29 protein-coding genes are annotated in these 25,532 nt (G+C 74.7%); 23 read left to right on the top strand and 6 right to left on the bottom strand.

Features of this window, described 5'->3' with window-relative positions; genetic code table 11:
• Positions 1–139 precede the first annotated feature (139 nt).
• Positions 140–754 carry a superoxide dismutase gene (locus tag WCD41_RS00805; RefSeq protein WP_337711468.1) on the top strand — a complete coding sequence of 205 codons (615 nt, stop codon included), beginning with the start codon at positions 140–142 and terminating at the stop codon, positions 752–754.
• 174 nt (positions 755–928) lie between these two features.
• Here the strand turns inward: WCD41_RS00805 and WCD41_RS00800 are convergent, their stop codons facing one another.
• A complete protein-coding gene (locus WCD41_RS00800) occupies positions 929–1,948 on the bottom strand; it encodes an acyl-CoA dehydrogenase family protein (RefSeq protein WP_337711466.1) in 1,020 nt (339 codons plus the stop codon).
• 52 nt (positions 1,949–2,000) lie between these two features.
• Between WCD41_RS00800 and WCD41_RS00795 the strand changes: the two genes are divergently transcribed.
• From WCD41_RS00795 to WCD41_RS00765, 7 genes are all read left to right on the top strand, one after another.
• Positions 2,001–2,126, top strand: a complete 126-nt coding sequence (locus WCD41_RS00795) for a hypothetical protein (RefSeq protein WP_337711465.1) — start codon at positions 2,001–2,003, stop codon at positions 2,124–2,126.
• Positions 2,123–2,956, top strand: a complete 834-nt coding sequence (locus WCD41_RS00790; protein ID WP_337711464.1) for a class I SAM-dependent methyltransferase — start codon at positions 2,123–2,125, stop codon at positions 2,954–2,956. Before WCD41_RS00795 ends, WCD41_RS00790 begins: the two co-directional genes overlap by 4 nt.
• A 9-nt stretch (positions 2,957–2,965) precedes the next feature.
• A complete protein-coding gene (locus WCD41_RS00785; protein ID WP_337711463.1) occupies positions 2,966–3,349 on the top strand; it encodes a four-helix bundle copper-binding protein in 384 nt (127 codons plus the stop codon).
• Positions 3,350–3,391: 42 nt separating this feature from the next.
• Positions 3,392–4,111 carry a metal-dependent transcriptional regulator gene (locus tag WCD41_RS00780; RefSeq protein WP_337711462.1) on the top strand — a complete coding sequence of 240 codons (720 nt, stop codon included), beginning with the start codon at positions 3,392–3,394 and terminating at the stop codon, positions 4,109–4,111.
• 70 nt (positions 4,112–4,181) lie between these two features.
• The gene (locus WCD41_RS00775; protein ID WP_337711461.1) at positions 4,182–4,412 is read left to right on the top strand and encodes a FeoA family protein; all 231 of its coding nucleotides are present in this window, start codon (positions 4,182–4,184) and stop codon (positions 4,410–4,412) included.
• 3 nt (positions 4,413–4,415) lie between these two features.
• A complete protein-coding gene (locus WCD41_RS00770) occupies positions 4,416–5,246 on the top strand; it encodes a FeoB small GTPase domain-containing protein (protein ID WP_337711460.1) in 831 nt (276 codons plus the stop codon).
• Positions 5,243–6,655 (top strand): nucleoside recognition domain-containing protein, encoded by a 1,413-nt coding sequence (locus WCD41_RS00765; RefSeq protein WP_337711459.1) that lies wholly within the window; start codon positions 5,243–5,245, stop codon positions 6,653–6,655. Before WCD41_RS00770 ends, WCD41_RS00765 begins: the two co-directional genes overlap by 4 nt.
• Positions 6,656–6,774: 119 nt before the next feature.
• Here the strand turns inward: WCD41_RS00765 and WCD41_RS00760 are convergent, their stop codons facing one another.
• Positions 6,775–7,632 carry a CbtA family protein gene (locus WCD41_RS00760; protein ID WP_337711458.1) on the bottom strand — a complete coding sequence of 286 codons (858 nt, stop codon included), beginning with the start codon at positions 7,630–7,632 and terminating at the stop codon, positions 6,775–6,777.
• Positions 7,632–7,844 carry a CbtB domain-containing protein gene (locus tag WCD41_RS00755; RefSeq protein ID WP_373695057.1) on the bottom strand — a complete coding sequence of 71 codons (213 nt, stop codon included), beginning with the start codon at positions 7,842–7,844 and terminating at the stop codon, positions 7,632–7,634. The genes WCD41_RS00760 and WCD41_RS00755 overlap by 1 nt, the downstream gene beginning before the upstream one ends.
• Positions 7,845–8,128: 284 nt before the next feature.
• Here WCD41_RS00755 and WCD41_RS00750 point away from each other — a divergent pair, with 284 nt between their 5' ends.
• The 6 genes from WCD41_RS00750 (at position 8,129) to WCD41_RS00725 (ending at position 14,820) form a co-directional block, all read left to right on the top strand.
• The gene (locus tag WCD41_RS00750; RefSeq protein ID WP_337711457.1) at positions 8,129–8,908 is read left to right on the top strand and encodes an ATP-binding cassette domain-containing protein; all 780 of its coding nucleotides are present in this window, start codon (positions 8,129–8,131) and stop codon (positions 8,906–8,908) included.
• Positions 8,905–9,681 (top strand): ABC transporter ATP-binding protein, encoded by a 777-nt coding sequence (locus WCD41_RS00745; RefSeq protein WP_337711455.1) that lies wholly within the window; start codon positions 8,905–8,907, stop codon positions 9,679–9,681. The genes WCD41_RS00750 and WCD41_RS00745 overlap by 4 nt, the downstream gene beginning before the upstream one ends.
• Positions 9,678–10,934 (top strand): MFS transporter, encoded by a 1,257-nt coding sequence (locus tag WCD41_RS00740; RefSeq protein ID WP_337711454.1) that lies wholly within the window; start codon positions 9,678–9,680, stop codon positions 10,932–10,934. The genes WCD41_RS00745 and WCD41_RS00740 overlap by 4 nt, the downstream gene beginning before the upstream one ends.
• Positions 10,931–12,424 carry an ABC transporter substrate-binding protein gene (locus WCD41_RS00735; RefSeq protein ID WP_337711453.1) on the top strand — a complete coding sequence of 498 codons (1,494 nt, stop codon included), beginning with the start codon at positions 10,931–10,933 and terminating at the stop codon, positions 12,422–12,424. The genes WCD41_RS00740 and WCD41_RS00735 overlap by 4 nt, the downstream gene beginning before the upstream one ends.
• Before the next feature lie 91 nt (positions 12,425–12,515).
• Positions 12,516–14,240, top strand: a complete 1,725-nt coding sequence (locus WCD41_RS00730) for an ABC transporter permease subunit (protein ID WP_337711452.1) — start codon at positions 12,516–12,518, stop codon at positions 14,238–14,240.
• 10 nt (positions 14,241–14,250) lie between these two features.
• A complete protein-coding gene (locus tag WCD41_RS00725; RefSeq protein ID WP_337711451.1) occupies positions 14,251–14,820 on the top strand; it encodes a histidine phosphatase family protein in 570 nt (189 codons plus the stop codon).
• A gap of 10 nt (positions 14,821–14,830) precedes the next feature.
• Here the strand turns inward: WCD41_RS00725 and WCD41_RS00720 are convergent, their stop codons facing one another.
• Entirely contained in the window at positions 14,831–15,214 is a 384-nt protein-coding gene (locus WCD41_RS00720) for an ester cyclase (protein ID WP_337711450.1), read from the bottom strand.
• Positions 15,211–15,966, bottom strand: a complete 756-nt coding sequence (cobF, locus tag WCD41_RS00715) for a precorrin-6A synthase (deacetylating) (RefSeq protein WP_337711449.1) — start codon at positions 15,964–15,966, stop codon at positions 15,211–15,213. The genes WCD41_RS00720 and cobF overlap by 4 nt, the downstream gene beginning before the upstream one ends.
• A gap of 100 nt (positions 15,967–16,066) precedes the next feature.
• On the opposite strand from cobF, the gene WCD41_RS00710 reads away from it, so the two are divergent.
• Positions 16,067–16,561: an Rv1443c family protein gene (locus tag WCD41_RS00710; RefSeq protein WP_337711448.1), complete on the top strand. Its 495-nt coding sequence runs from the start codon at positions 16,067–16,069 to the stop codon at positions 16,559–16,561.
• Here the strand turns inward: WCD41_RS00710 and WCD41_RS00705 are convergent.
• Entirely contained in the window at positions 16,544–18,004 is a 1,461-nt protein-coding gene (locus WCD41_RS00705; protein WP_337711447.1) for a DUF8832 domain-containing protein, read from the bottom strand. The two genes, WCD41_RS00710 and WCD41_RS00705, sit on opposite strands and share 18 nt — an antisense overlap.
• Positions 18,005–18,164: 160 nt before the next feature.
• On the opposite strand from WCD41_RS00705, the gene WCD41_RS00700 reads away from it, so the two are divergent.
• The 8 genes from WCD41_RS00700 (at position 18,165) to kdpB (ending at position 25,530) form a co-directional block, all read left to right on the top strand.
• On the top strand, positions 18,165–18,707 hold the full coding sequence (locus tag WCD41_RS00700; RefSeq protein WP_337711446.1) for a hypothetical protein: 543 nt from the start codon (positions 18,165–18,167) through the stop codon (positions 18,705–18,707).
• Positions 18,704–19,654: an HTTM domain-containing protein gene (locus WCD41_RS00695; RefSeq protein ID WP_337711445.1), complete on the top strand. Its 951-nt coding sequence runs from the start codon at positions 18,704–18,706 to the stop codon at positions 19,652–19,654. The genes WCD41_RS00700 and WCD41_RS00695 overlap by 4 nt, the downstream gene beginning before the upstream one ends.
• Positions 19,655–19,718: 64 nt before the next feature.
• Entirely contained in the window at positions 19,719–20,402 is a 684-nt protein-coding gene (locus WCD41_RS00690; RefSeq protein WP_337711444.1) for a hypothetical protein, read from the top strand.
• A 53-nt stretch (positions 20,403–20,455) separates the two neighbouring features.
• Positions 20,456–21,022, top strand: a complete 567-nt coding sequence (locus WCD41_RS00685; protein WP_507237349.1) for a class F sortase — start codon at positions 20,456–20,458, stop codon at positions 21,020–21,022.
• 48 nt (positions 21,023–21,070) lie between these two features.
• Positions 21,071–21,454 (top strand): ACT domain-containing protein, encoded by a 384-nt coding sequence (locus WCD41_RS00680; RefSeq protein WP_337711442.1) that lies wholly within the window; start codon positions 21,071–21,073, stop codon positions 21,452–21,454.
• A 301-nt stretch (positions 21,455–21,755) separates the two neighbouring features.
• Positions 21,756–21,842 carry a K(+)-transporting ATPase subunit F gene (gene kdpF / locus WCD41_RS00675; protein WP_337712312.1) on the top strand — a complete coding sequence of 29 codons (87 nt, stop codon included), beginning with the start codon at positions 21,756–21,758 and terminating at the stop codon, positions 21,840–21,842.
• Positions 21,842–23,452 carry a potassium-transporting ATPase subunit KdpA gene (gene kdpA / locus WCD41_RS00670; RefSeq protein WP_337711441.1) on the top strand — a complete coding sequence of 537 codons (1,611 nt, stop codon included), beginning with the start codon at positions 21,842–21,844 and terminating at the stop codon, positions 23,450–23,452. The genes kdpF and kdpA overlap by 1 nt, the downstream gene beginning before the upstream one ends.
• A complete protein-coding gene (kdpB, locus tag WCD41_RS00665; protein ID WP_337711440.1) occupies positions 23,449–25,530 on the top strand; it encodes a potassium-transporting ATPase subunit KdpB in 2,082 nt (693 codons plus the stop codon). The genes kdpA and kdpB overlap by 4 nt, the downstream gene beginning before the upstream one ends.
• Positions 25,531–25,532 lie beyond the last annotated feature (2 nt).

Below are 25,532 nucleotides of genomic sequence, written 5' to 3'. Positions count from 1 at the left end.
CTCAGCAGTTAATGAGGTATTACGCCTGACGGCGCACGTTTTCGATCACACGGGGCGGGCAACCCGCAGACGAGACGGAGTTGCAACACTTCGGCAACAGCAGCAGGCTGGTCCACAGCTCATCCCGACGGGAGACCCGATGGCCGACTACACGCTCCCCGACCTGCCCTACGACTACGGCGCCCTCGAGCCGCACATCTCGGGCAAGATCATGGAGCTGCACCACGACAAGCACCACAACACCTACGTCACGGGGCTGAACACGGCGATCGACGCCCTCGCGGAGGCCCGCGAGCAGGACACGATCGGCACCACCGCCCTGCTGTGGGAGAAGAACCTCGCCTTCAACTACGGCGGGCACATCAACCACTCGGTGTTCTGGAAGAACCTCAGCCCGGACGGCGGCGACAAGCCGACCGGTGACCTCGCGTCCGCGATCGACCGCGACTTCGGGTCCTTCGAGCTGTTCCAGAAGCACTTCACGTCGGTCGCCACGACCATCCAGGGCTCCGGCTGGTCGATCCTCGGGTTCGACACGCTGGCCCAGAAGCTGCGCATCTTCCAGCTCTACGACCAGCAGGCCAACGTCCCGCTCGGGATCATCCCGGTGGTCATGCTCGACATGTGGGAGCACGCCTTCTACCTGGACTACCTCAACGTCAAGCCGGACTACGTCAAGGCCTGGTGGAACGTCGTGAACTGGGCGGACGCGGCCGAGCGCTTCGAGCACGCGAAGGGCACGACCCTGGTCTGAGCCCCCGGATCTCGCGCGGTGATCGTTCCGACAAGCGTCCGCCGCGCGGCGCGCGGCGACCCCTCGACCCTCCTCGGTCGGGGGGTCGTCGTGTGTCTGCCAGGGCATGCCCGAGGACGCCCCGTCGACGCGCGGACCGGGCGAGCGACTCCCCCGGTCGAGGCGGTACCTCCCCTATCCGGGGAGCACGCCGAGCAGCTCGTCGCGGATCTCGGGACGCCCGGCGGCCACGAGCGTGAACGCCGCCTCGCGGGCCAGGCGCCGGGCCGGGTGGCGCCCGACGATCGCCCGGCTCCCCACGGCCACGGTCAGCGTCGCCGCCGCGCGCACGGCCAGCGACGACGCCGCCGCGCGGGCCGCGGGCATCCGTGCGCCGTCGGCCAGGGCGGCGTCGAGGTCGTCGCGTGCCGCGTCCAGGGCCTTGCGCAGGGCCGCGGCGGCGTCGGCCTCCCCGGCCTCGGCGACGAGCGTCGCGCACCGCCCGGCGACCCCGAGGGCGAGACAGCCGTTGATGCGCGCGCTGAAGTGCTGCCCCGCCAGGAACTCCGCCCGTGACGGCGTCGCCACCACGGCCTCGGCGGGCACGACCCAGCCGTCGACGTCGAGGCGCACGGTGTGGCTGCCGTTCGCGGCGGCGAGGTCGAGCGGGTGGACGGTGACGCCCGGCGCCTGCTCGGCGGGCACGAGCAGGGAGACGACGCGGGCGTGCTCGTCGTCGGCGTCCGCGGTCGCCGCGTCGCGGGCCGAGACCTGCAGCAGGTCGACGATCCCCCAGCCGGTCACGAGCGGGGCGACGCCGTCGAGGCGCCAGCCGTCGTCGACGGCCGTCGCCCAGAGCTTCGGCGGCTGCGGGATGGCGCCGGCGAAGGCCACGCCGCAGCGGGTGGCGCCGCGCACGGCGTCGGCGAGGTGGCGCTCGCGCAGCGCGGCGTTCCCCGTCGAGGAGAGCCCCCGCACCACGCCGTGGTGCTGCATCCACGTGAACGTGGTGGTCAGACACGCGCCGGCGAGGATCTCGACGACGCCGACGAAGTCCTCGAACGCCACGTCGGCGGTCGCCATCCCGTAGAGCCCCGCGTCGGCCAGCGCGCGGAGGTGGCCCTCGGGGATCGTCGAGGTCCGGTCCACCTCGTCCGCCGCCGGCGCCAGTACGTCGTCGGCCACCGCGCGGGCCCGGTCCAGCACGTCGCCCATGGCACCCGAGGATAGCTTCCGACGACCTCGAAGTAAGGTTAGCCTTACTTGCATGCCTTCGCTCCCCGCACCCCTGGCCGCGGCGGCGGCCCTCGTGCCGTCGCTCGACGTCGTCGTCGCCGGCGCGGTCCCCGGCCTCGCGCTCGACGCGTGGGCCGACGGGAAGCAGGGGCTGTGACGGTGCGACCCGAGCTGACCGGGGTCCCCGAGACGACGCTGTGGACCCTGCACAACCGGGCCACCGAGGCGCGCCGTCCCGACTCCGCGCTGCACGACCCCTGGGCCGTCGCCGCGCTCGAGGCGCTGACCTACCCTTACGCGGAGCGCTTCGGGCGCCCGAACCAGTCGCACGCCCTACGGGCCCGGACGTTCGACGACGCGCTGCGCGCCTTCCTGGCCGAGCACCCGGACGCCACCGTCGTCGCGCTCGGCGAGGGGCTCCAGACCACCTACTGGCGCCTCGGCGAGCCCGCCGTCGACTGGATCAGCGTCGACCTCCCGGAGGTGCTCGCGCTGCGCGAGCAGCTGCTGCCCGCGGCCGACCGCATCCGACCGGTCGCCCTGTCGGCGCTGGACCGGGGCTGGATGGACCGGGTCGGTGGGGGTCCGACGATCGTCACGGCCGAGGGCCTGCTCATGTACTTCACGCGCGAGGAGGCGCTCGGTCTGCTCGCCGACTGCGCCGCACGCTTTCCCGGCGGGCAGATCCTCTTCGACACGATCCCGCCGTGGTTCAGCCGCCGCACGGTGCGCGGGCTCGACCTCACGCCGGCCTACCGCGCCCCGGCGATGCCGTTCGGCATCACGGTCCCCGACGTCCTCGCCCTGCCCCGCCTGGTGCCCGGGCTCGCGGCCGTCGACGACCTCGGCCTGGCCTCGGGCCGGGGGCCGTTCCGCGCGCCGGTCGTCCGGACCGCGACCCGCCTGCCCGTACTCGGCGCCCACCGCCCCGGCTGCTTCCGCGCGCGATCAGCAGGCAGACTCAGCGACGCACCGACACATCCCTGAGGAGGGCGCATGAGCCAGAGCACGGAGCACCTCGCGAGCATCGGCGACGCCGCGGCACCGGAGAGGGCCGCCGCACTCGACGCGCTGGCCGACTGCGAGCAGGTCAGCACGGCGTGCACCGTCGCCATGGCCTCGGTCGGCGGCATGGCCGGCGAGATCCGCCTCGCCCTCGACTGCGCCGACGTCTGCGCCGCGACCCACCGCGTGCTCACCCGCGGGGAGGGCGGTCACGCGGCCACCCTGACCGCCCTCGTCGACGCGGCCCTGCACGCCTGTGAGGCGAGTGCCGCGGCCTGTGGGGCCCACGCCGACCACCACGACCACTGCCGCAAGCACGCCGACTCCGCCACCGCGGCCGTCAAGGCCCTCACCGCGCTGCGCACCACCCTCTGAGCAGCGCCCTCGGAGAGGTCCGCCGCCGCTACCCTGGCGGGCATGTCCGAGACCGTCGCGCCCCGCACGGCCGCGGTCGACGACTACATCAAGGCGATCTACGCGGTCTACGAGCGCGGTGAGGGGCCGGCGTCGACCACGGCGCTGGCCAAGCGGCTCGGTGTGGGTGCGTCGTCGGTGTCCGGGATGCTCAAGAAGCTGACCGATCAGGGCCTGGTCGAGCACAGGCCCTACGGGGGCGTGCGGCTCACCGACGACGGCACCCGCGCCGCGCTCGACGTGCTGCGCCGGCACCGGCTGCTCGAGACCTACCTGGTCCGCGAGCTCGGCTACGGGTGGGACGAGGTGCACGACGAGGCCGAGGTGCTCGAGCACCACGTGTCCCCCACGCTGCTCGACCGCATGGACGCCCGCCTGGGCCACCCGCGGTTCGACCCGCACGGCGACCCGATCCCGTCCGCCGACGGCACGGTCGCCGAGTTCTGCGGACGACGGCTGGCGACGCTGGAGCCCGGCGACCGCGGCCGCCTGGTGCGGGTCGACGACACCGAGCCGGCCATGCTGGCGTGGCTGCGCGAGCACGCCGTCGAGCTGGGTGTGTCGGTCGAACTGCTCGCCCGGCGGCCGTTCGGCGGTCCGTTCCAGGTTCGCGTCTCCGGCCCCGCCCCGGACGCCGACCTCGACCTGGGCCCCGAGCTCGCCGACGCCCTCTGGGTCGACGATGTCGTCCCGGGGGTGTTCCATCGGCCCTCCCCAACGTAGAGTTCGGCCAGCCGAACTTTGCGCGTGAGCCCGGGCGAAACCGCCGCCCGGGCCGGGAGGGTGGTCCGCGATGACGCTCGACGAGCTGCCCCGCGGTGAGCGGGCCGTCGTCACCGCGCTCGAGCTGCGCGGGGGTGAGCGCCGCCGCCTGATGGACCTGGGGCTGCTCCCCGGCGCCGCGATCCGTGCCGACATGACCAGCCCGCTCGGCGACCCCACGGCCTACGAGGTCCGGGGCGCGCTCGTCGTCCTGCGCCGCGGGCAGGCCAGGACCGTGCACGTCGAGGCCGGGGAGCACTAGACCGTGGGGGCCCCGCTGCCGTCGCCCGGCGTCGGTCCGCCACCGCACGAGGACGCCGGCGCGTGCGCGTCGTGCGCGCTCTCCCCCGGTTCCGCCCGTCTCGCCCGCCTGGGCATGGACCCCGGCCGCTACGACCACGTGATCGCGCTGGCCGGCAACCCCAACACCGGCAAGAGCACCGTGTTCAACGCCCTGACCGGGCTGCGCCAGCACGTCGGCAACTGGGCGGGCAAGACCGTCGCTCGCGCCGAGGGCGGGTTCTCCTACGGCGGCGTCGGCTACCGGATCGTCGACCTGCCCGGCACCTACTCGCTGCTCTCCACCAGCACCGACGAGGACGTCGCCCGCGACGTGCTGCTGTTCGGGCGCCCGGACGTCGTCGTCGTGGTCGTCGACGCGACCCGCCTGGAGCGCAACCTGCCGCTCGTGCTCCAGATCCGCCAGATCACGGGACGGGTCGTCGTCGCGCTCAACCTCGTCGACGAGGCCCGCCGCCACGGCATCACCGTCGACACCCGCCACCTCACCCGCGAGCTCGGCGTCCCCGTGGTCGCCATGGCCGCCCGGCGGGGCCAGGGCGTGCCCGACCTGCTCGCGGCGATCGCGCAGGTCGCGACCACCGACGACCCGCCGGCCCCCCTGCGCCTGGTGCACCGCGACGCCGCCCTGGAGCGGGCCGTCGCCGACCTCGCCGCGAAGGTCGAGGCCCGCTTCCCCGGCGTGCCCAACAGCCGGTGGGTGGCCCTGCGCCTGCTCGAGGGCGACGCCGGCATCGAGGAGGCGGTCCGGAACGGCACCCTGGGCGACCTGGCGACCCCGGTGGAAGCCGCATGACCGACCTCCTCGACGACGCGGCCCGCCTGCGCCGCGGGCTGCCCGACGACGTGGGCGACAGGATCGTCGAGTCGCTCTACACCGACGCCGCGCGCATCGCGGAGGCGAGCGTCGACCGCGACGACGCCCGCGCGAAGCTCACCGTCGACCGCGCGCTCGACCGCGTGCTCACCCACCGCGTGTGGGGCTTCCTCGCGATGGGCGTGCTGTTCTTCGGCGTCTTCTGGTTCACCATCGCGGGCGCGGCGGTGCCGTCGGACCTGCTCTACGTGCTGCTGGTGGAGAACGGGCACGCGTGGCTGCGCGACGGGTTCGACGCGGTCGGCGCGCCCTGGTGGCTCACCGGTTTACTCGTCGACGGCGTCTACCTGGCCACGGCGTGGGTGGTCGCGGTGATGCTGCCGCCGATGGCGATCTTCTTCCCGCTGTTCACCCTGCTCGAGGACTTCGGCTACCTGCCGCGGGTGGCGTTCAACCTCGACCGGCTCTTCGCCCGCTCCGGCGCCCACGGCAAGCAGGCACTGACGATGATGATGGGCTACGGCTGCAACGCCGCGGGCGTGACGGCCACCCGGATCATCGACAGCCGCCGCGAGCGCCTCATCGCGATCATCACGAACAACTTCAGCATCTGCAACGGCCGCTGGCCGACGCTGATCCTCATGGGGACGATCTTCGTCGGGGCCGTCGTGCCGCCCGCGCTGGCCGGGTTCGTCGCCGCGGGCAGCGTCGTCGCCGTGGTGATCGTCGGGATCGGCGTGACGCTCGCGGTGTCGTGGCTGCTCTCGCGCACGGTGCTGCGTGGCGAGAGCTCGGTGTACTCGCTCGAGCTGCCGCCGTACCGCCCGCCGCAGGTGCTGCGCACGCTCTACACCTCGATCATCGACCGCACCCTCAAGGTGCTGCGCCGCGCGCTGGTCATGGCCGCCCCGGCCGGCGCGGTGATCTGGCTGATCGGCAACGTGCACCTCGGCGACGCGAGCGTGGCCGCGCACCTGGTCACGGCGTTCGAGCCGGTCGGCTGGGTGATCGGACTCAACGGCGTCATCCTGCTCGCCTACCTCGTGGCGGTGCCGGCCAACGAGATCATCATCCCGACCATCGTCATGCTGACGCTGACCGTCGGGGCGAACACCCTCGGCGCCGCTCCCGGCGTGATGCTGGAGCTGGGTGACGACGCGCAGATCGGGTCGGTGCTGGTCAGCGCCGGTGGCTGGACGCTGCTCACCGCGGTGAACCTCATGCTGTTCACGCTGCTGCACAACCCGTGCAGCACCACCGTGATGACGATCTGGAACGAGACGCGCAGCGTGCGCTGGACGACCGTCGCGACCCTGCTGCCCCTCGGCCTCGGCTTCGCGGTCTGCGCCCTCACCGCGGGCGTCGCGCGCCTGGTCGGCTGGGCCTGACCTCCTCGCCCACCTCGCCCGTCTCGCCGACCGAAGGTGCCCTGCGCTCGGAACGGTGGGACGCACGACGACGGCCCCGTGCCTCGCGGGGAGGGACGGGGCCGTCGGGTCGTGCCGGCTCAGACGGAGGTGGTCTCCGCCGGGCGCTCGGTGGTCTCGCCCTTGGCCAGCCGGCGCTCGACGAGGCCGCCGAACACCAGGCCGAGCACGCCCCAGAGCAGGGCCTGCGCGGCGAAGGACGCGACGCGGAAGTCGTAGAGCACGTCCGCGTCGAAGCCCGGGTAGAGGATCGCCCCGGAGGCGTCGCGCAGGGGCAGCGGCGTCTCGGTGACCCGCGGGCCGTTCTCGACGACATTGATCGTCAGCTCACCCAGACCCGGCAGCACGGTCATGAGGATCGCCGCGAGCGCGACGTAGACGACGCCGCCGACGAGCACGGCGTTCCACGTGCCGAGCCGCTCGCGCAGCGCGCGGGCAACGTAGACCGCGGCCGCCAGGAACACGATCGAGCCGACGACCATCACCAGGTACAGCGCGGTGCGGTCGCCGATGGTCTCGTCGCTGCCGACCGCCGGCGGGCTCGCCGGGTACTTGACGAACGGCGTCGCGTAGATCGTCAGGAACCCGGCGCCGGCCACCACGAGCGCGAGCACGCGCGGCCGCAGGGCCACGCGGCCGTGCAGCAGCGTGTACGCGACGGCGAACAGCAGGCCGACCGCGATCCCGATGCCGATCATGCCGACACCGACGCCGATCGTGGCCTGGACGCCGCGGCTGACGACCTCCTCCTCGGCACCGCCGGCCGGGGCGGCGCCGGCCGCGGTGGCCAGGGCCTCCTCGGCGGCGCCGCGACCCTCCTCGTAGCCGATCGCGGCCTCGACCTGCGGCTCCGCGAAGATCAGCGCGAAGACCCAGGCGACGAGCCCGGCGACGGCCCCGGCCAGCGCGCCGCGAAGGACGAACGAGCGCGCCTCCATCAGTGGCAGGGGAAGCCGAGGAAATGGCGGGCGTCGTGCACGAGCTCGTGGATGTAGCTCGTGTCGCCGAAGACCGAGGTCGCGCCCTGGTCGATGCCGATGAAGTAGTACAGCGCGAGCCCGACCAGCAGGGCGCTGATCAGCCACGGCAGCGTCTCCGAGGCGGACACGGTGGTGGCTCTCGCGCGGGCGACGGCACCGGCAGTAGTCACGGGGTTCTCCTGTCCCTGGACACGACTCAGAACACGACGAGATCGCCCTCCAGTCGGACGGCGACCGGAGCGACCGTAGGTGCCGGACGATCACGTCGTCAACACCTCAGCATGTGATGAGCTATCCGTGCTGAGCTGCACGATCTTCGGCGTGCACGGTACGTGGCGGAGCGTGTGTCGCCGATCAGTGGCAACAGGTGAAAAGATGCGCGTGCGACCTCTGCGTTGCAGACCACGCTACGCAGCCGCTTAGATAGGGCGGGAAGGACCTAGGGTCGCGGCCGATGATCCCCGCACCGGTCGCCGACGTCCGCGATGTCCGGATCGCCGCCGGCGGTAGGACGCTCGTGGACGGGCTGACGCTGACGGTGGGCGTCGGCGAGCGCTGGGGGGTCGTCGGACCGTCGGGGGCCGGGAAGTCGCTCACCGCGGCCGCCGTCGCGGGCCTGCTGCCGCCCGGGACCACGGCGAGCGGGAACGTCCGGGTCGACGGCACCGAGCTCGTGGGAACGATCGGGACGGCGGTCCGCGGACGCGGCGTCGCCCTCGTCGCGCAGGACTCCGCGGTCGCGCTGCACCCGCTGCTGACGATCGGCCGCCAGCTCGCCATGCCCCTGCGCCGCCACCAGGGCCTCGACCGGGCCGCCGCCCGCGACCGCGTCGCTGAGCTGCTCACCGACGTCGACCTGCCGCCCGAGCTGGCCCGCGCCCGCCCCGCGCAGCTCTCGGGCGGGCAGCGCCAGCGGGTCGCTCTCGCCGGCGCGCTCGCCTGCCGACCGCGGCTGCTCGTCGCCGACGAACCGACCGCCGCCCTCGACCCGCCCGTCGCCCGCGCGCTGCTCGACCACCTCGACCGGTCGCTGGTCGCGTCGGGCACCGCGCTGCTGATGGTCACCCACGACCTCGGGGTGCTCGCGGCGGTCTGCGAGCGGGTCGTGGTGCTCGACGGCGGCCGGGTGGTGGAGTCCGGGCCGGTGGCCGAGGTCCTCGCCGCGCCCGAGCACGAGGTCACCCGCGCGCTCGTCGACGCCGCGCGCCTGTCGGTGCCGGAGGTGCGGGCGTGACCGCGACCTTCGTGCTCGACGGGGTCGCCCGCCGCTACACCGTGCCGGGCGACCGGCCCTGGCGCCGCGTCCCGCGCCTGGCCCTCGACGGCGTCGACCTGACGGTGCCGGCCGGGCGCGACCTGGCGATCGTCGGCGCCTCCGGGGCGGGCAAGTCGACGTTGCTGCGCCTGCTGCTCGCCCTCGAGGCGCCCGACGCGGGGACGGTCGCGTTCCGCGGGGACGCGGTGACGCCGCGGGCGCCCGGGGCGCTGCGCCGGGCCGTCGGCGTCGTCGCCCAGGACCCCGGCAGCTCGCTGGACCCGCGCCTGCCCGTCGGCGCGAGCCTCCGCGAGCCGCTCGAGTGCCTGGCCGTCCCGGGCAACCACGGGGCGCGGGTCGCCGAGCTGCTCGACGCCGTCGGCCTCGACCCGGCCGTCGCCGACCGCCGCCCCGCCGGGTTCTCCGGCGGCGAGCGCCAGCGCATCGCCCTGGCCCGCGCGCTCGCCGCCCGCCCGGCCGTGCTCGTCGGCGACGAGCCGTTCAGCGCCGTCGACCCCACGACGCGGCGGCGCCTCGTGACGCTCGTCGGCGACCTGGCCCGCGCGTCCGGGACCCAGCTGCTGCTCGTCACCCACGACCTCGGGATCGCGCAGCGCCTCTGCGCCGACGTCGCCGTCCTCGACGCGGGACGGGTCGTCGAGACCGGCCCGGTCGACGACGTCTTCGCGCGTCCCGTCGCCGACGCGACCCGCACCCTGCTCGACGCGGTGCTCCCGGTGGGCGCGCGATGAGGGACCTCCTGCGCCGCTGGTCGGTCCTCGGGCGCCTGGGTGAGCTGCCGCGGCCGATGCGGCTGATCGTGCTGGGCCAGCTCGCCTTCAACACCGGCTTCTACCTGGTGCTGCCGTTCTTCGCGCTGCACCTCACGCGCGACCTCGGGTTCGGCGGCGCGCTCGTCGGGCTGCTGCTCGGGCTGCGGACGTTCAGCCAGCAGGGGCTGTTCTTCCTCGGCGGGGCGCTCGCCGACCGCTTCGGCACCCGGCCGGTCGCGCTCACCGGGTTCGTCGTCCGCATCGCCGGGTTCCTGCTCCTCGCGCTCGCCGAGGGGCCGGGGCTGCTGGTCGCCGGGACCGTCGCCACCGGGTTCGCCGCGGCGCTCTTCTCGCCCGCGGTGGAGGCCGAGCTGGCCCGGCGGGCCGGTGAGCTGGAACGTCGGGACGGCCCCACCCGGGCCGAGGCGTTCGCGATGCTCGGCGTCGCGGGCGAGGTCGGCATCGTCGTCGGACCGGTGCTGGGCTCGGTGCTGCTGGCCGTCGACTTCTCCGTGACGACGCTGGCCGCCGCCGGCGTGTTCGTCGCCGTCCTCGTCGCCTTCGCCCGCGGGATGCCGCGCGAGCCCGCGGCGCACGCGGGCGAGCCGATCCTCGCGGGCTGGGACGAGGTGCTGCGCAACCGCGCCTTCCTCGCGTTCGCCGCGGCGTACTCGTCGTGGCTGCTCTCCTACAACCAGCTCTACCTGGCGCTGCCGGTCGAGCTCGACCGCGTCGGGCTGGCCGGGCTCCTCGGCGGGCTGTTCGTCGTGTCCGCCGTCATGGTCGTGCTGGGGCAGCTGCCGCTCGCCGGGCTCGTGCGCCGCCGGCTGGGGACCCGCGCGCTGCCGATCGGCTTCGCCGTGCTCGCGCTGGCGTTCCTCGCCACGGCCGCGCTCGTCGCGGTCGACGCGCCCGGCCCGGTGCCCGCCGCCGTCTTCGTCGTGACGCTGACGCTCGGGCAGATGACGGTCGTGCCCGTCGCGCAGGACGCCGTCGGGCGGATCGCGGGCGAGCGCCGGCTCGGCGCGTACTTCGGCGTCCTCGCCTCCGCGGGCGGGGTCGCCGTGCTGGGCGGCAGCGCGCTGCTCGGCGCCGTGCTGGACGCCGGCGGCCCGCCCGCCCTGCCCTGGGCGGTCACGGCCGCCCTCCCCCTGGCCAGCGCGATCGTCATGGGCGTGCTCGTGCGCCGCGTGCCGGAGCTGGCGTCGTCGTTCGAGAGGAACCGTGCATGAGTCGCCGTCTCGCGGTCGTCCTGGCCGTGCTGGGCCTCGCCCTGGCGGGCTGCTTCAGCGGGTCGGGGGGTGATCCGGCCGAGGGCCGCCTGCGGGTCGGCCTGTCGTTCCCGCCGACCTCGGGCCTGTCGCCGTACGGGAACGAGGCGACGCTCGCGACGCGCCTCGGGGTCACCGAGCCGCTGGTCACCCTCGTCGGCGGCACGCCGACCCCGGCGCTGGCCACGGCGTGGACCCAGGTCGACCCGGGCACGTGGCGCTTCACCCTGCGGCCCGGCGTGACGTTCCACGACGGCTCGCCGCTGACCCCCGACGCGGTCGCGGGCAGCCTCAACCGCGCCGCCGCGGCGACCCCGGTGCCACGGGCGCTGGCGTCGCTCGCGGAGGCGGGTGCTCCGTTGTCCGCGCGGGCGGACGGGGACGGCGTCGTCGTCACCACCCCCGTGCCCGACCCGGTGCTCCCCCAGCGCCTGGCCTCGCCCGAGCTGGTGGTCCTCGCGCCGAACGCCTACGCCGACCCGACCCGCCCGAGCCCGGTGCGCGCCGGGACCGGCCCGTTCGTGCTCGAGCGGGTCGACGGCTCGACGGGCGCGTCGCTGGCGGCGAACCCCACCCACTGGCGCGGCCCGGTGGCGGCGCCCGGCGTCGACGCCCGCTTCCTCGCCGACGGCACGGCGCGGGCCAACGCCCTGCGCGCCGGCGAGCTCGACGTCGCCGAGGCGATCCCGGTCTCGCAGGTCCCGACGATCACCCCGCCGCAGCGGGTCGTCGGGGTGCCGCTGCCGCGCAGCGTCGCGGTCTACCTCGACCAGCGCTCGCCGGTGTTCGCCGACCCCGGCGTGCGGGCCGCCGTGCGCGCGGCGATCGGCCCGGTCGACGTCGCCGGCACGATCTACGAGGGCCGCGCCGACGCCGCGGCCGGGCTCTTCGGGCCGGCCACGCCGTGGGCTGTTGCTCCGGGGGCGCGCCCGCCCCACGCCGTGACCCCGCCCGGGCCCGTCGCCGGCCAGCGGATCCGGCTCGCGACCTACTCCGACCGCGCCGAGCTCCCCGAGATCGCCGCGGCCGACGCCGACGCGCTGCGCCGCGCCGGCTTCACGGTGGACGTCACCGTGCTGGAGAGCTCGGCGTTCGAGGCGCAGCTGGGCACCGGCGCGTTCGACGCGGTGATCATCAGCCGCTCGCAGCAGCTCGACACCGGCGACCCCGTCGGCTACCTGGCCAGCGACTTCTCCTGCGCCGGCAGCTACAACCAGGCGCGCTACTGCGACCCCGCCACCGACGCCCTCCTCGCGACCGCCGGGCAGAGCAGCGACGTCGAGGCCCGCCGGCGCGCCGCTCTGGAGGTCGAGGCCCGGGTGCTCGCGGCCGACGCGCTCGTCCCGCACGTCACCGAGCGCGCCCGCGTCGGGGTCGGCGGCGGCGTCACCGGCGTGGCCGAGGACCCCGACGAGCAGTTCCTCGTCACGCACGAGACCCGCCGCGGATGACGAGGCTCGCGTGTTCCAGCCTGGCGGCCACGCTGACGTTGAGCGTCAGAAACGCCACCAGCTCGCTCGCGCGACACGCCGAGAGGCAGGCGTGAGCACCGCCCGCCGGTTCCTCCCGCTACTCACCGGCGCGGTCGCCGTGCTCGTGCTGACGGTCGTCGTCGCCGCCCTGCCGTGGCTGTGGGACGAGGACCCGGCCGCGAGCGTGCTGCGCGTGCGCTACCCCGAGCGGGGCGTCGACCCCGCCGCCCTCGACGCCCTGCGCGCCGAGCTCGACCTGCCCGCCGATCCCGTCACCGGGGCGCTCGGCTGGCTCGGCGGCGTGCTGACCGGCGACCTGGGCACGTCGTGGGTCTCGCGCGCACCGGTCGGGCCCTCGGTGGGCGCGGCGATCGGGGTGTCGCTGACGCTGGCGGTCGGCGCCGTCGTCGTCGCGGCCCTCGCCGCCCTCGCCCTGCTCGCCCCCGGCGTGTGGCGGGCGGCCCGCCGCGGCGCCTCCGACACCGGGCGGAGCGGGGCGGTCGCGGCGTCCGTGCTCGGCGCGGCGCCCGAGATCGTGCTCGGCGCGGTGCTCGTGGCCGTCGTCGCGGTCGGGTGGGGCCTGCTCCCGAGCACCGGGTTCACCGGGCCAGCCAACCTCGTCCTGCCCGCGCTCGCGCTGGGACTGCCGGCGGGCGGGCTGCTGGCGCGGATGCTGTCGTCGGCCGCGGAGTCGGCGCTGGCCGAGGCCTGGGTCCGGACATGGCGCTCGTGGGGCACCTCGCCCGGGACGATCGCGCTCGGCGTCGCGCGCCGGGCCGTCGCCACGGCCACCCCGCAGATCGCGCTGCTCGTCGTCGGCCTGCTCGGCAGCGCCGTCGCCGTCGAGCAGCTCTTCGGCATCCCGGGCATCGGGTCGACGGCGCTCGACGCCGTGCTCGCCCAGGACCTGCCGGTCGCGCAGGCGGCCGTGATGCTGCTCGTGCTCCTCGGGCTCGCGCTCGGCGCGGTCGGGCTGCTGGCGCACCGCGCGCTGCTCGGACCGGCCCGCACCGGCGGGGAGCTGCCGACCGGCGTCCCGATGCCGACCGGCCGAGCCGCGGGATGGGCACCCTGGGCCGCCGCGGGCGCGCTCGCCGTCGTCGTCGTGACCGGTCTGCCGCGGGACGCCGGCACGAGCGATCGCCGCCTCGTCCCGCCGTCGTGGACGGCGCCGCTGGGGACGGACTCGGTGGGCCGGGATCTCTGGGCGCGGATCGCCCACGGGGCGCTGCTCACCGTTGGGACCGCGGTCGCCGTGACCGCGCTGTGCCTCGTGATCGGCCTGCTGGTCGGGGTCGGGGGCCGCTCGGCGCGGGCGGGCGCCGCGGACGTCGTCAACGCCCTGCCACCGGTGGTCGTGGGCCTCATCGTCGCGGCGATCGCCGGCCCCGGGCTGCTCGGGGCGGCGATCGCCGTCGTCGCGGTCGGCTGGGTGCCGCTGGCGGTGCACGCCCGGACCCTCGCCACCGAGGCCCGCGCGTCGGGCTACGTCCGGGCCGCGGTGCTCGCCGGGGCGACACCGTGGCGGATCGCGCGGCGCCACGTCCTGCCCGCGGTGGTCGGCCCGGTGACCCGCCACGGACTCGCCCGCGTGCCGCACGCCGCGCTCGGGATCGCCGCGCTGAGCTTCCTCGGCCTCGGCGCGGCCCCCGACTCTCCGGAGTGGGGCGCCGTGCTCGCCGACTCGCTCGACTACGTGGAGCGCGCGCCGTGGACGATCGTCGCCCCGACCGTCGGGCTGGCGCTGCTCGCCGTCGTCGTCGCCCTCGTGCGCGAGAGCCGGACGAGCAGTTAGAAAGTCCCCCGTGCGCCTGCACCTCCTCGCCCACGCCGGGACCATCGCGTCACGGGGCGCGCGCTTCCCCGCCGACGAGCCCCTCGACACCGGTGGCCGCCGCACGGCCGAGGCGCTGGAGCTGGCCGCGCCGGACCACCTCTGGTGCGCGCCCTCGACGCGGTGCCGCGAGACCGCGGCGCTCGTGCTGCCCGGGCGCGGCATCGACGGCGAGGCACCCGCCGGGCCGAACCCGGGGGCGTGGGCCGGACGCACGCCCGCCGACCTCGCCGCGGACAACCCGACCGCCCTGCAGGCCTGGCTGTCCGACCCCGACGCCGCGCCTCCGGGCGGCGAGTCCCTGGCGACACTTCTCGCCCGCGTCGGGGAGTGGATGGACGCGCTGCCGCGCGACGACAAGGGCGTCGGCCTCGCCGTCGTCGACCCGCCGGTGATCCGCGCCGCGATCGCGCACGCCCTCACCGGCGGCCCCGACGCGGCCTGGCGGGTCGACGTCGCGCCCCTGACCCTCGCGGTGCTCACCGGTGGCTCGGGACGCTGGAACCTGCGGTCGTTGCAGGCCGAGGCCGGGTCCGTCTAGACGACCACGATCACGCCCCGAGCTGCTCCCGCACCGCCTCGACGTCGATCACCGACCACACCTCCGCGATCCGCCCCTCGGCGAAGCGGTAGAACACGTGCTCGGCGAACGCCACGCGCCGCCCGTTCACCGGCACGCCGCGGAACCCACCCCGCGGCGTGCAGTCGAACCACAGGCGCGCCGCCACGTCGTCACCCGCCACCACCAGCCGGTCGACGACGAACATGAGGTCGGGGATCGCGGCCGCGTCGTCGGCGATCAGCCCGGCGTACCGCGCCCGCGTCATCGCCGCGCCGTTGTAGGTGATCGTGTCGTGGACGTAGCGGTCGAGGTCGCCGAAGCGCCGCTCGTCCAGGCAGGTCAGGTAGGCGCGGTAGATCTCGTCCAGGCTCACCGACGCCGGACCAGGTAGGTGTCCATCAGCCAGCCCTTGCGCTCGCGGTGCTCGGCGCGGGCGGCCAGGATCTCGGCGCGGACGTCGCCCACCCGCCCCGCGATCAGCACCTCGTCCGGCGTGCCGACGTAGGCGCCCCAGTAGACGGTCGCGTCGTCGGGCAGGTGGTCGAGCCCGTGGTCCTTCGGGCTGTCGAGCATGACGACGAGGTCGGCCTCGCCGGAGTCGACGCTGTCGTCGAGCACCCGGCGGGCGGGGGTGATCGTGGCTGCGCGGGCGGTCCGGGTGAGCGTCGTGCGGTGGGCCGCGGCCAGCACTGTCGGCGCCCCGAGCCCGGGCACGACGCGCCAGTCGAGCGCGACACGGCCGCGGGCGTCGAGGCGGTGCAGCATCTCGACGGTGCCGTCGTAGATCGCGGGGTCGCCCCAGACGAGCAGGGCGCACGAGCCGCCGTCGGGCACCTCGTCGAGCAGCGTCTGCTCGTAGAGCGCGGCCCGCTCGTCGCGCCACCGCTCGGTGGCGCCCTCGTAGTCGGGGGACGTCCGGTCGCGCACGGCGTCGTCGCGTTCGACGACCCGGGCCTGCGGCGCGAACCGCTCGACGATCCTCGCGCGGATCGCCGTCAGCTCGTCCGCCGGACCGGGCTTGTGCAGCAGCACCACCACGTCCACCCCGCCGAGCGCCTCGACCGCGTCGAGGGTCAGCTGCCCCGGGTCACCCAGACCGATCCCCACCACCTGCACCGTCCGCACGGGGAGGCACGTTCTCACGAGCGGCACCCGCGTCCCGCACACCGCTGCCCACGTCACACGCGGCGCGACGACGCCGCGCGGTCCCGGCAGACTCCCGCCCGTGCCGCGCACCTGGGGCTTCGTCCGCACGTCGCACGTGGCGGCGCCCCCGGACGCGGTGTGGCGCCGTATGGTGAGCCCGGACGGCATCAACGACGAGATGTGGCCGTGGCTGACGATGTCGGCGCCCCGCGGCGCCGGGGACCTCACGATCGACGGCCTGCCCCTCGGCGTCCCGGTGGGGCGCGCGTGGCTGCGGCTCGGCGGTGTCGTGCCTTTCGAGTACGACGACCTCGTGATCACCGAGCTCGAGCCGGGGCGGCGCTTCCGCGAGGAGTCGACGATGGCGACGATGCGCCGGTGGGGGCACGAGCGGACGGTCACGGCCGGCGCGGGCGGCGGCGCGACGGTCACCGACCGCGTCGACTTCGCGCCGCGCGTGGCCCCGGCGTGGATCGCCCCGCTCCTGCGGCCGGTGCTCGCCGCGTTCTTCGCCCACCGCCACCGCCGCCTCGTCCGGCACTTCGCCGGGCCGCCGTCACGGGGTCGGGGCTGACCCGGGCGCCACGTCGACGGTCACCGGCACGGTGACGATCTGCCAGTCCCGCTGGACCTGCACCCAGAGCTGGTGGCGGCCGGGCGACGGGAAGGTGTGCTCGAACGTGATCCGTGGCCCGTAGGTCCCCGACGGGCCGGCCGGACCCATGTCGTGGACGTGCCCGAACGCCGACGCCGGGTCCACCGGGTCGGGCGTCCCGTCGAGACCCGGCCCGAGCAGCATCAGGTGGCCGGCCATGCCGAGCCAGCCCTGCAGGTCGGTCACCTGCCGCCCGCCGCTGCCGAACGTCGCGGTGATCGTCGTCGGACGCCCCGCCACGGCGTCGGGCACCGCGACGTCGACCTGCATCCCCGCCACCTCGCGGACGCCCGGGCCGGGTGCCGGGGCGGCGGGGGTCGCCGGGCCCGTGACGTCGATCGCCGTGCGGGCCACCTGGTGCCCGCCGTCGCCGGCGCGCTCCATCTCGGCGAAGACGCCGTAGCGGCCCGCGGCGCCCGGGGTCAGGCGCACGACGTAGTGGCCGGGCCCGGTCCGGACCGGGTGGAGGTGGTCGAGCGTCCCGCCGGGCCCGATCACGGCGAGGTGGATCAACGCGTCGTCGTGGACCGCGAGGTCGTCGACCACGGCGCCGGTGGAGGAGTCGGTGAGGTCGAGCTCGAGGTCGGTCGGTGCACCGGCCACCGCCGGCGTCGCCGTGCGGGCCGTGGCGACGACGCTGCCGCTGGTCGTCGTCATGCCCGGCACGGTCGTCGGGGTCGCCGCCGTGGTCCCGCCGCCGTGGCCCGCGTGTCCGCCCGCGGGAGGGGCGGGGACCGGGGCCTGTGCGGCGGCCGGCGTCGGTGTCGTGGGCGTCGCGGGAGCCGTCGCGATCGCCGTGGCCGCCACCGTCACCCCGACCAGCGCGACGACGCCGAGCGTCACCGCGGCCCGCGGCCGCTGCCGCACGCTCGGCGTCAGCGCCACGACGAGCGCGACGACGCCGACCAGGGCCCCGACCCGGACCGCCCACACCCAGCCCGGGGTGGGGGCGGGCGCCGCGAGCACGATCGGGACGCGGGCGACGGTCGTCCCGTCGGCGACGGTGATCTCCCACGCGCCGGGTCCGTCGGTCGCGAGCACGACCTCGTGCGGCTGCCCGACCGGCGCGACGGGCACGGCGACGGCGTCCGTCGGCGCGGCGCCCGGGCGCACCGCCGCGAGCTGCACCTCCCCGGGCGGTGCCTCGCCGCGCGGGAGCACCACCACCGGCATCCGGCCCTGGCCCTCGGGCGGTGCGGTGATCGTCAGCGAGAGCTGCCGGGCGCCGAGGTCGAGCTCGAGGCGGGTGACGCCGGTGGGCGTCGACTCGTGGGCGAGGGCCCCCGGCGCGGCCAGCAGCGCGAGCATGCCCAGCAGCGCGAGCAGGACGGCCGTCCGTCGCGGGGCGTGCAGCACGGTCACGGGCACACCGTAGGTGGCGGGCCCGTCAGATACCTCACCGAACGCTGAGATGTCCGCCCGGGGAGAACGTCCGACGCGGCCTGCGATCCCTGCTCCGTAACGCTCAGCGAGTTCCGCCGATCCCTCCCAGGAGTCACGGTGGCGGAGAGGTCGGGGGACCATGGAGACGACCCGGGAGGGGGACGCCCCGGAAGCGGAGTCCCTGGGACGGGGCAGGCGCCTCGGCCTCTCGGTGCTGATCGTGCTCACCCTCCTCGGGATGGTCGCGAGCACCGTCCCGCCCTCGCTCGTCAAGAGCACCCTGCTCGACCTGACCCAGCCCTACCTGCTGGTGACCGGCCTCGACCAGTCGTGGGGGGTGTTCGCGCCCAACCCGCCGCGGAGCTCGAACGACGTGCTCGCCCGCGTCGACCGCGCCGACGGCACCGTCGGCGTCTATCCGCTGGCCAGTGGCGACGGGCTCTCCGAGTACTGGGACTACCGCTGGCGCAAGTACGGCGAGCAGCTCTGGACGAAGCGGGGGGCCGAGCACGAGCGCGTGGCGTTCGCGCGGTGGTTCGCCGACCAGGACCGGGCCGCGGGGCACGCGCCGACCCGCGTGACGCTGGTCCGCATCACCGTCCCGAACCTCCCGGCGGGCCCCGGTCCCGACACCGGCGCGCCCGGGGAGACCCCCTTCTTCACGCTTCCGGTCGCACGATGACGCGGCTCCGGGCGCGGCTGGGCGACGGCTGGAACCGCTTCTGGTTCGCCCCGCGGTCGACGGCGCCCGTCGAGGTCCTCCGCATCGCCTTCGGCCTGCTCGTCACGGCATGGATGCTGTCGCTGGTCCCGATCCTCGAGCCGTTCTTCGGGCTCGGTGGCGTCCTGCCGGAGCGCGAGCTGCCGTTCGGCGCGTGGTCGTTGTTCACGCTGATCGAGGGCACGCCCGCGATCTGGGTGCTGTGGGGCGCCGGGCTGCTCGGCGCCGTCGCCCTCACCGTGGGGTACCGCACCCGGCTCGCGGCGCTCGTCGTGTTCGTCGTCCTGCTGTCCGTGACCCGCTGGGGCTCGCTCGCCTTCAACGCCGGCGACGGACTCATGCGGATCATCGCGTTCTACCTGCTCCTCATGCCCGCGGGGTCGGCGGCGTCGGTCGACCGGTGGCGCGCCGACCCGGGGAACGTGTGGAGCTTCCCGCGACGGGCACCGTGGGCGTTGCGTCTCGCGCAGATCCAGCTCAGCGTCATCTACCTCTCCACCGCCGCGGAGAAGCTCGGCGGCACCCTCTGGCGCGACGGCTCCGCGGTCTCCTACGCCGTGCGCGCGAGCGAGATCAGCCGTCTCCAGGTGCCGTCGTTCGTCACCGACTCGCCGCTGCTCACCACGACGGCGACCTACGGCACGCTCGCGGTCGAGATCGCCGTCGGCATCCTGGTGTGGAACCGCGTCGCTCGACCGTGGGTGCTCGCCCTCGGGGTGCTGCTGCACCTCTCGATCGAGCTGACCCTCACCGTCGGCTTCTTCAGCAGCGCGATGGTGGTGCTGTACCTCGCGTTCCTCCCGCCCCACCGCGCCGAGCTCGTCCTGCTCTGGATCCGCACGAAGCTAACGGTCTTGTCACAACGTGTTCCCGTGAGTAACACCAATCGGGTGACCACCGACACGTGATCGTCGACGGGGCGACGCATCGTGCACGAACCAGGCCGGCGAGGGCCGGGGACGGAGAGAGGGCATGACGAGTCAAGCGATGGGCCACCGGGTCCTGGTGCTCGGGGCGGGGGTGCTGCTCCTCGGGTCGCTCGGCGTCGGAGCCGCCTCCGCGACGTCGTCGACGGACAACACCTGCGTGGAAGTCACGACCTACGACCACCCGCGCTACGACCACCCGACCAGCTCGCCCACGAGCTCGTCGAGCACCACCACGACGACCACGACGACCACGTCGGGGGGCCTGCCGCCGATCACGATCCCGGGTGGCCCGACGATCACGATCCCGTCGATCACGCTCCCGCCGGTCTCGGCCCCGTCCGACACGCTCCAGGATGGCGGCGGGCAGACGTCCTCGCCGCTCACCGGGTCCTCGCCGGTGGACTCCGGCGACGCCGGTCCGGCGACACCTCCCGGTGACTCCGGCGTGCAGGAGCTCCGGGCCGACGACCCCGCTCCGGGATCGGGCGACGACGACTCCGACCTGGACGAAGGCCCGAACAGCCTCACCACCACCGACCGGGGCGAGGGCTACGACTCGGGCTACGACTACGACGGCTACCGCGGCCCGCGCGGCAGCTACGGCGGCGTCAGCTGCTACTACAACTACTCGGTCGGCCACTACTGGTACGACCACCGCCCCGTGGGCGAGGTCCGCGCGACGCAGGTCAAGCGCGTCCCGTCCGGCGGCGTGGACACGGGCAACTGAGGATGGCCGTCGCCGAGAAGGATCCGGACACGAAGAAGACGACCGGGCCGTCGATGACCAACATCTCGATCTTCCTGATCGTGGTGCTGGTGCTCGTCGCCCTGATAGCCGGGGCGAACTCCGGGTCGTCGGGCCCGAACTCGCCGCCCCCGCTGCCGGCCTCGGCTCCGACGAAGGTCACGGTGCCGTCGATCTCCGCGGAGTCGTCGCTCGTCCCGACGGGCCTGCAGGCCGACGACAGCCTCGAGGTACCGCCGGTGTCCCAGCCGATGCAGGCGTCGTGGTTCGACCAGAGCCCGACGCCCGGCGAGGTCGGGCCGAGCGTGATCCTCGGCCACGTCAACGGCGGCGGGCAGCCGGGGATCTTCGTGAAGCTGAAGGACGTCGTCGCCGGCGCGCAGGTGTTCGTCGACCGCGCCGACGGCCAGCGGGCCGTGTTCGAGGTGTCGCGGGTGGAGACGATCCCGAAGGACTCGTTCCCCACCGACGCGGTCTACAACGACACCGCCAACCCCCAGCTGCGGCTCATCACCTGCGGCGGGGACTACGACCGGGGCGCCCGGTCGTACCTGTCGAACGTGATCGTCTACGCCGACTTCGTCGAGGTCCAGAGGGTCTGACGGGCACCGCGGGACCCGGGCGCACGGGTCCCGCGGGACGATCACCCCATGCCCGGCGACACCGATCTCGAGCGCCTGCTGGCCGGCATTGGGCCGCTCCTGCACCCGCGGCGGTACGTCTTCGTCGTCGATCCGCCGAGCGACGTGGAGCCGCTCGCCACGATCCGCGAGGACGAGGGGCTCTCCGCGATCGTCACGGCCGACGACGCCGCCGCGCACGGGCTCGCGGGCGCGTTCCCCTGCGCGGGCATCACCCTGCGCGTGCACTCGGCGCTCGACGCCGTCGGCTTCCTCGCCGTGATCACCCGCGCGCTGGCCGACGCCGGGATCGGCACCAACCCCGTCGCGGGCTTCCACCACGACCACCTCTTCGTGCCGTGGGAGCGCCGCGACGACGCGATGGAGGTACTGCGGGCGCTGACGAGGCGGTGATCGTCGATTCGAGGACGTGCCCCGCGCCTGGCACGGCCGACGTCCTCGAAGGGGCGATCATGGAAGCGTCGCCCGCCTCACACCGCGGCGCGAGGGCGTGAAAACCCCCGCCGGGCGGCGTCAACGACGCGTCAACGCGGGCCTCCCGACGCCCCGGCGGGCGCAGCCTCGGTGATCGGCGCGCCGCCATCGGAGGCGGCGCTCGACGCAGAGGAGCCCCGGTGCTCGACGTCCTCTACGCGGGCGTGGTGGTCGCGGTCTTCGCGGTCCTCCTGCTCGCCGTCCGCGGGCTGGACCGGCTGTGATCGCGAACGTCGTGGGGGCCGTGGTCGCGCTCGGCCTGCTGATCTACCTGGTGATCACGCTGCTGCGCCCGGAGCGGTTCTGATGGCCGGGCTCCTGCAGGTCGCGGTCCTGCTCCTGCTGCTCGCGGCGGCCTGGCGCCCCCTCGGGGACTGGATGGCGCGCGTCTACACCGACGAGCGGGACTGGGGCGTCGAGCGCCTGGTCTACCGCGTGGTCCGGGTCGACCCGCGCTCGGAGCAGCGGGCGAGCACGTACGCCGTCGCGGTCCTCGCGTTCTCGTTCGCCGGCATCGTGCTGCTCTACCTGCTGCAGCGGCTCCAGACGCTGCTGCCGTGGTCGTTCGACCGCGGGGCGGTGGAGCCCGGGGTCGCGTTCAACACCGCGATCTCGTTCGTCACCAACACCAACTGGCAGTCCTACGTCCCCGAGACGACCATGGGCCACGCGGTCCAGATGGCCGGGCTGACCGTGCAGAACTTCGTGTCGGCGGCGGTCGGCATGGCGGTCGCGGTGGCGCTGGTCCGCGGGTTCGTCCGCAGCCGCAGCGACCGGCTCGGCAACGCGTGGGTCGACATCGTCCGCGGCTGCACGCGGATCCTGCTGCCGATCGCCGCGGTCGCCGCCGTCGCGCTCGTCGCCATGGGCGTCGTGATGAGCCTGCGCTCGGGTGCCGGCCCGAGCGCCATCGCCCCGGTGGCCTCGCAGGAGGCCATCAAGCAGCTCGGTACCAACGGGGGCGGCGTCCTCAACGCCAACTCCGCGCACCCGTTCGAGAACCCGACCCCCCTGTCGAACCTGTTCGAGATCTTCCTGATGCTCGTCGTCCCGGTCGCGATGACCCGGACGTTCGGGCGGATGGTCGGCTCGATCCGGCAGGGCGTGTCCCTGCTCGCGGTCATGGCGGGGCTCTGGGCCGCGATGCTCGCGGTGATCTGGACCGCCGAGGCCCGCAGCGCGTCGTTCGTCGGCGCCAACCTCGAGGGCAAGGAGGTGCGCTTCGGCGTCCCGGGCTCGGCGCTCTTCGCGAACTCGACCACCGGGACGTCGACGGGCGCGGTCAACGCGCTGCACGACAGCTTCTCCGCCGTCGGCGGGGGCGGGGCGTTGCTGAACATGCTGTTCTCGGAGATGACGCCGGGCGGGGTCGGGACCGGGCTCTACTCGATCCTCGTCGTCGCGATCATCGCGGTGTTCCTCGCCGGGCTGATGGTCGGCCGCACGCCGGAGTACCTCGGCAAGCGCCTCGGGCGCCGCGAGGTGACGTGCGCGGTGGTCGTCACGCTGACGATGCCCGCGCTCGTCCTGCTCGGTACCGGCCTGGCCATCGCGCTCCCGGGCACCGGCGACGCGATGACCAACGCCGGGCCGCACGGGCTCTCGGAGGTCCTCTACGCCTTCGCGTCGGCCGCGAACAACAACGGCTCGGCGTTCGGCGGCCTCACCGTCACGAGCGGCTTCTTCCAGACCGCCCTCGGGACCGCGATGCTGCTCGGCCGCTTCCTGCCGATCGTGGCGGTGCTCGCCCTGGCCGGGCTGCTGGCCCGCCGGCCCCGGGTCGAGCCCGGCCCCGGGACCTTGTCGACCGGGACTCCCCTGTTCGCGGTGCTCGTCGCCGGCACGATCGTGCTGGTCGCGGCGATCACCTTCCTGCCGGCCCTGGCCCTGAGCCCGATCGCGGAGGGACTGGCATGACCGCCGTCCTCGAACGTCCCCGGACCACCTCCCGAGCGGTCGGGGCCGGCGCCTTCCGCCCCGCCCAGCTGCTCGAGTCGCTGCCCACCGCACTGCGCAAGCTCGACCCGCGCCACCAGGTGCAGAACCCCGTCATGTTCGTGGTGTGGGTCGGCTCGGTCGTCGTCACCGTGGCGGCGGTCGTCGACCCGAGCGTGTTCGCCTGGTCGATCGCGGTGTGGCTGTGGTTCACCGTCGTGTTCGCGAACCTCGCCGAGGCCGTCGCCGAGGGTCGCGGGCGGGCCCAGGCGGACGCGCTGCGGGCGACGCGCACGGACACGGTCGCGTGCCGTCCGGACGGCTCGACGGTCGCGGCCACCGACCTGCGCGTCGACGACCTCGTCGTCGTCGAGGCCGGGCAGACCGTCCCGGGGGACGGCGAGATCGTCGAGGGCATCGCGACCGTCGACGAGTCGGCGATCACCGGCGAGTCGGCGCCCGTGGTGCGCGAGTCCGGCGGGGACTTCTCGTCGGTCACGGGCGGCACGACCGTGCTGTCGGACCGGATCGTCGTGCGGATCACCGCGGCGCCTGGGGAGTCGTTCGTCGACCGGATGATCGCGCTGGTCGAGGGCGCGCAGCGGCAGAAGACGCCGAACGAGATCGCCCTGACGATCCTGCTCTCGGCGCTGACGATCGTCTTCCTGCTCGCGGTGGTGTCGCTGCAGCCGATGGCGACGTACTCGGGCGGGGCGCAGTCGCTCGTGGTGCTGGTGGCCCTGCTCGTGTGCCTCATCCCGACGACGATCGGCGCGCTGCTCTCTGCCATCGGCATCGCCGGCATGGACCGGCTGGTGCAGCGCAACGTGCTCGCCACGTCGGGCCGCGCGGTCGAGGCCGCCGGCGACGTGTCGACGCTGCTGCTCGACAAGACCGGCACGATCACCTACGGCAACCGCCGGGCGACCGCGCTGCACCCGCTGCCCGGGGTCGACGTGCGCCGGCTGGCCGAGGCCGCCCGGCTCGCGAGCCTCGCGGACACCACGCCGGAGGGGCGCTCGATCGTCGAGCTCGTCGCGCGCGACCACGGAATCCTGCCGGAGGCCACCGCGGACGAGGCGGCCGCCGAGTTCGTGCCGTTCAGCGCGACGACCCGGATGTCGGGGGTGAACGTCGACGGTCGCGAGGTGCGCAAGGGCGCCACGTCGGCGGTCCTCGCCTGGCTCGGGGACGACACCGACCGCGCCCGTCTCGAGGCGATCGCCACGGAGATCGCCGAGCGCGGCGGCACTCCGTTGGTAGTCGCCTCCCATGTGAGCGAACTTCGGGGCTATAGCCCCGAAGTTCGCTCACATAGGGGCGCGCTGGGGGTCGTCGAGCTCTCGGACGTCGTGAAGCCCGGGATCGCGGAGCGGTTCGCCGAGCTGCGCACCATGGGCATCCGGACCGTCATGATCACCGGCGACAACCCGGTGACGGCGCGCGCGATCGCCGCCGAGTCCGGTGTCGACGACGTCCTCGCCGAGGCGACCCCGGAGGACAAGCTCGCGCTCATCCGCGAGGAGCAGGCCGGCGGGCGCCTCGTCGCCATGACCGGCGACGGCACCAACGACGCACCCGCCCTCGCGCAGGCCGACGTCGGCGTCGCCATGAACTCGGGCACGGCCGCGGCCAAGGAGGCCGGCAACATGGTCGACCTCGACTCGGACCCCACCAAGCTCATCGGGGTGGTCGAGGTGGGCAAGCAGATGCTCATCACCCGGGGCGCGCTGACCACGTTCTCGCTGGCCAACGACCTCGCCAAGTACTTCGCGATCCTGCCCGCGATGTTCCTGACGATCTTCCCGCAGCTCGCCGCGCTGAACGTCATGCAGCTGGCCACTCCGCGGTCGGCGATCCTCTCGGCGGTCATCTTCAACGCCCTGGTCATCGTCGCGCTGATCCCGCTCGCCCTGCGCGGCGTGCGCTTCCGCCCCTCGTCCTCCGACCGGCTGCTGCGGCGCAACCTGCTCGTCTACGGGCTCGGCGGCGTCGTCGTCCCGTTCGTCGGCATCGTCCTCATCGACCTCGTCGTCCGGCTCGTGCCGGGGATCGGCTGATC

Origin of the sequence: Actinomycetospora aeridis (assembly GCF_037400275.1) — a bacterium.
Lineage (GTDB): Bacteria > Actinomycetota > Actinomycetes > Mycobacteriales > Pseudonocardiaceae > Actinomycetospora > Actinomycetospora aeridis.
Note: the sequence above shows the minus strand (reverse complement) of the source record. Positions and strands in the feature narration are given on the sequence as shown.

Coding starts and splice junctions, on each gene's coding strand:
- WCD41_RS00780 (WP_337711462.1), top strand. CDS start 3,392: ATGTCCGAGACCGTCGCGCCCCGCACGGCCGCGGTCGACGACTACATC.
- WCD41_RS00760 (WP_337711458.1), bottom strand. CDS start 7,632: ATGGAGGCGCGCTCGTTCGTCCTTCGCGGCGCGCTGGCCGGGGCCGTC.
- WCD41_RS00740 (WP_337711454.1), top strand. CDS start 9,678: ATGAGGGACCTCCTGCGCCGCTGGTCGGTCCTCGGGCGCCTGGGTGAG.
- kdpA (WP_337711441.1), top strand. CDS start 21,842: ATGGCCGGGCTCCTGCAGGTCGCGGTCCTGCTCCTGCTGCTCGCGGCG.
- WCD41_RS00805 (WP_337711468.1), top strand. CDS start 140: ATGGCCGACTACACGCTCCCCGACCTGCCCTACGACTACGGCGCCCTC.
- WCD41_RS00775 (WP_337711461.1), top strand. CDS start 4,182: ATGACGCTCGACGAGCTGCCCCGCGGTGAGCGGGCCGTCGTCACCGCG.
- WCD41_RS00765 (WP_337711459.1), top strand. CDS start 5,243: ATGACCGACCTCCTCGACGACGCGGCCCGCCTGCGCCGCGGGCTGCCC.
- WCD41_RS00700 (WP_337711446.1), top strand. CDS start 18,165: ATGGAGACGACCCGGGAGGGGGACGCCCCGGAAGCGGAGTCCCTGGGA.
- WCD41_RS00735 (WP_337711453.1), top strand. CDS start 10,931: ATGAGTCGCCGTCTCGCGGTCGTCCTGGCCGTGCTGGGCCTCGCCCTG.
- WCD41_RS00800 (WP_337711466.1), bottom strand. CDS start 1,948: ATGGGCGACGTGCTGGACCGGGCCCGCGCGGTGGCCGACGACGTACTG.
- WCD41_RS00695 (WP_337711445.1), top strand. CDS start 18,704: ATGACGCGGCTCCGGGCGCGGCTGGGCGACGGCTGGAACCGCTTCTGG.
- WCD41_RS00680 (WP_337711442.1), top strand. CDS start 21,071: ATGCCCGGCGACACCGATCTCGAGCGCCTGCTGGCCGGCATTGGGCCG.
- WCD41_RS00690 (WP_337711444.1), top strand. CDS start 19,719: ATGACGAGTCAAGCGATGGGCCACCGGGTCCTGGTGCTCGGGGCGGGG.
- WCD41_RS00785 (WP_337711463.1), top strand. CDS start 2,966: ATGAGCCAGAGCACGGAGCACCTCGCGAGCATCGGCGACGCCGCGGCA.
- kdpB (WP_337711440.1), top strand. CDS start 23,449: ATGACCGCCGTCCTCGAACGTCCCCGGACCACCTCCCGAGCGGTCGGG.
- WCD41_RS00685 (WP_507237349.1), top strand. CDS start 20,456: ATGACCAACATCTCGATCTTCCTGATCGTGGTGCTGGTGCTCGTCGCC.
- WCD41_RS00795 (WP_337711465.1), top strand. CDS start 2,001: ATGCCTTCGCTCCCCGCACCCCTGGCCGCGGCGGCGGCCCTCGTGCCG.
- WCD41_RS00750 (WP_337711457.1), top strand. CDS start 8,129: ATGATCCCCGCACCGGTCGCCGACGTCCGCGATGTCCGGATCGCCGCC.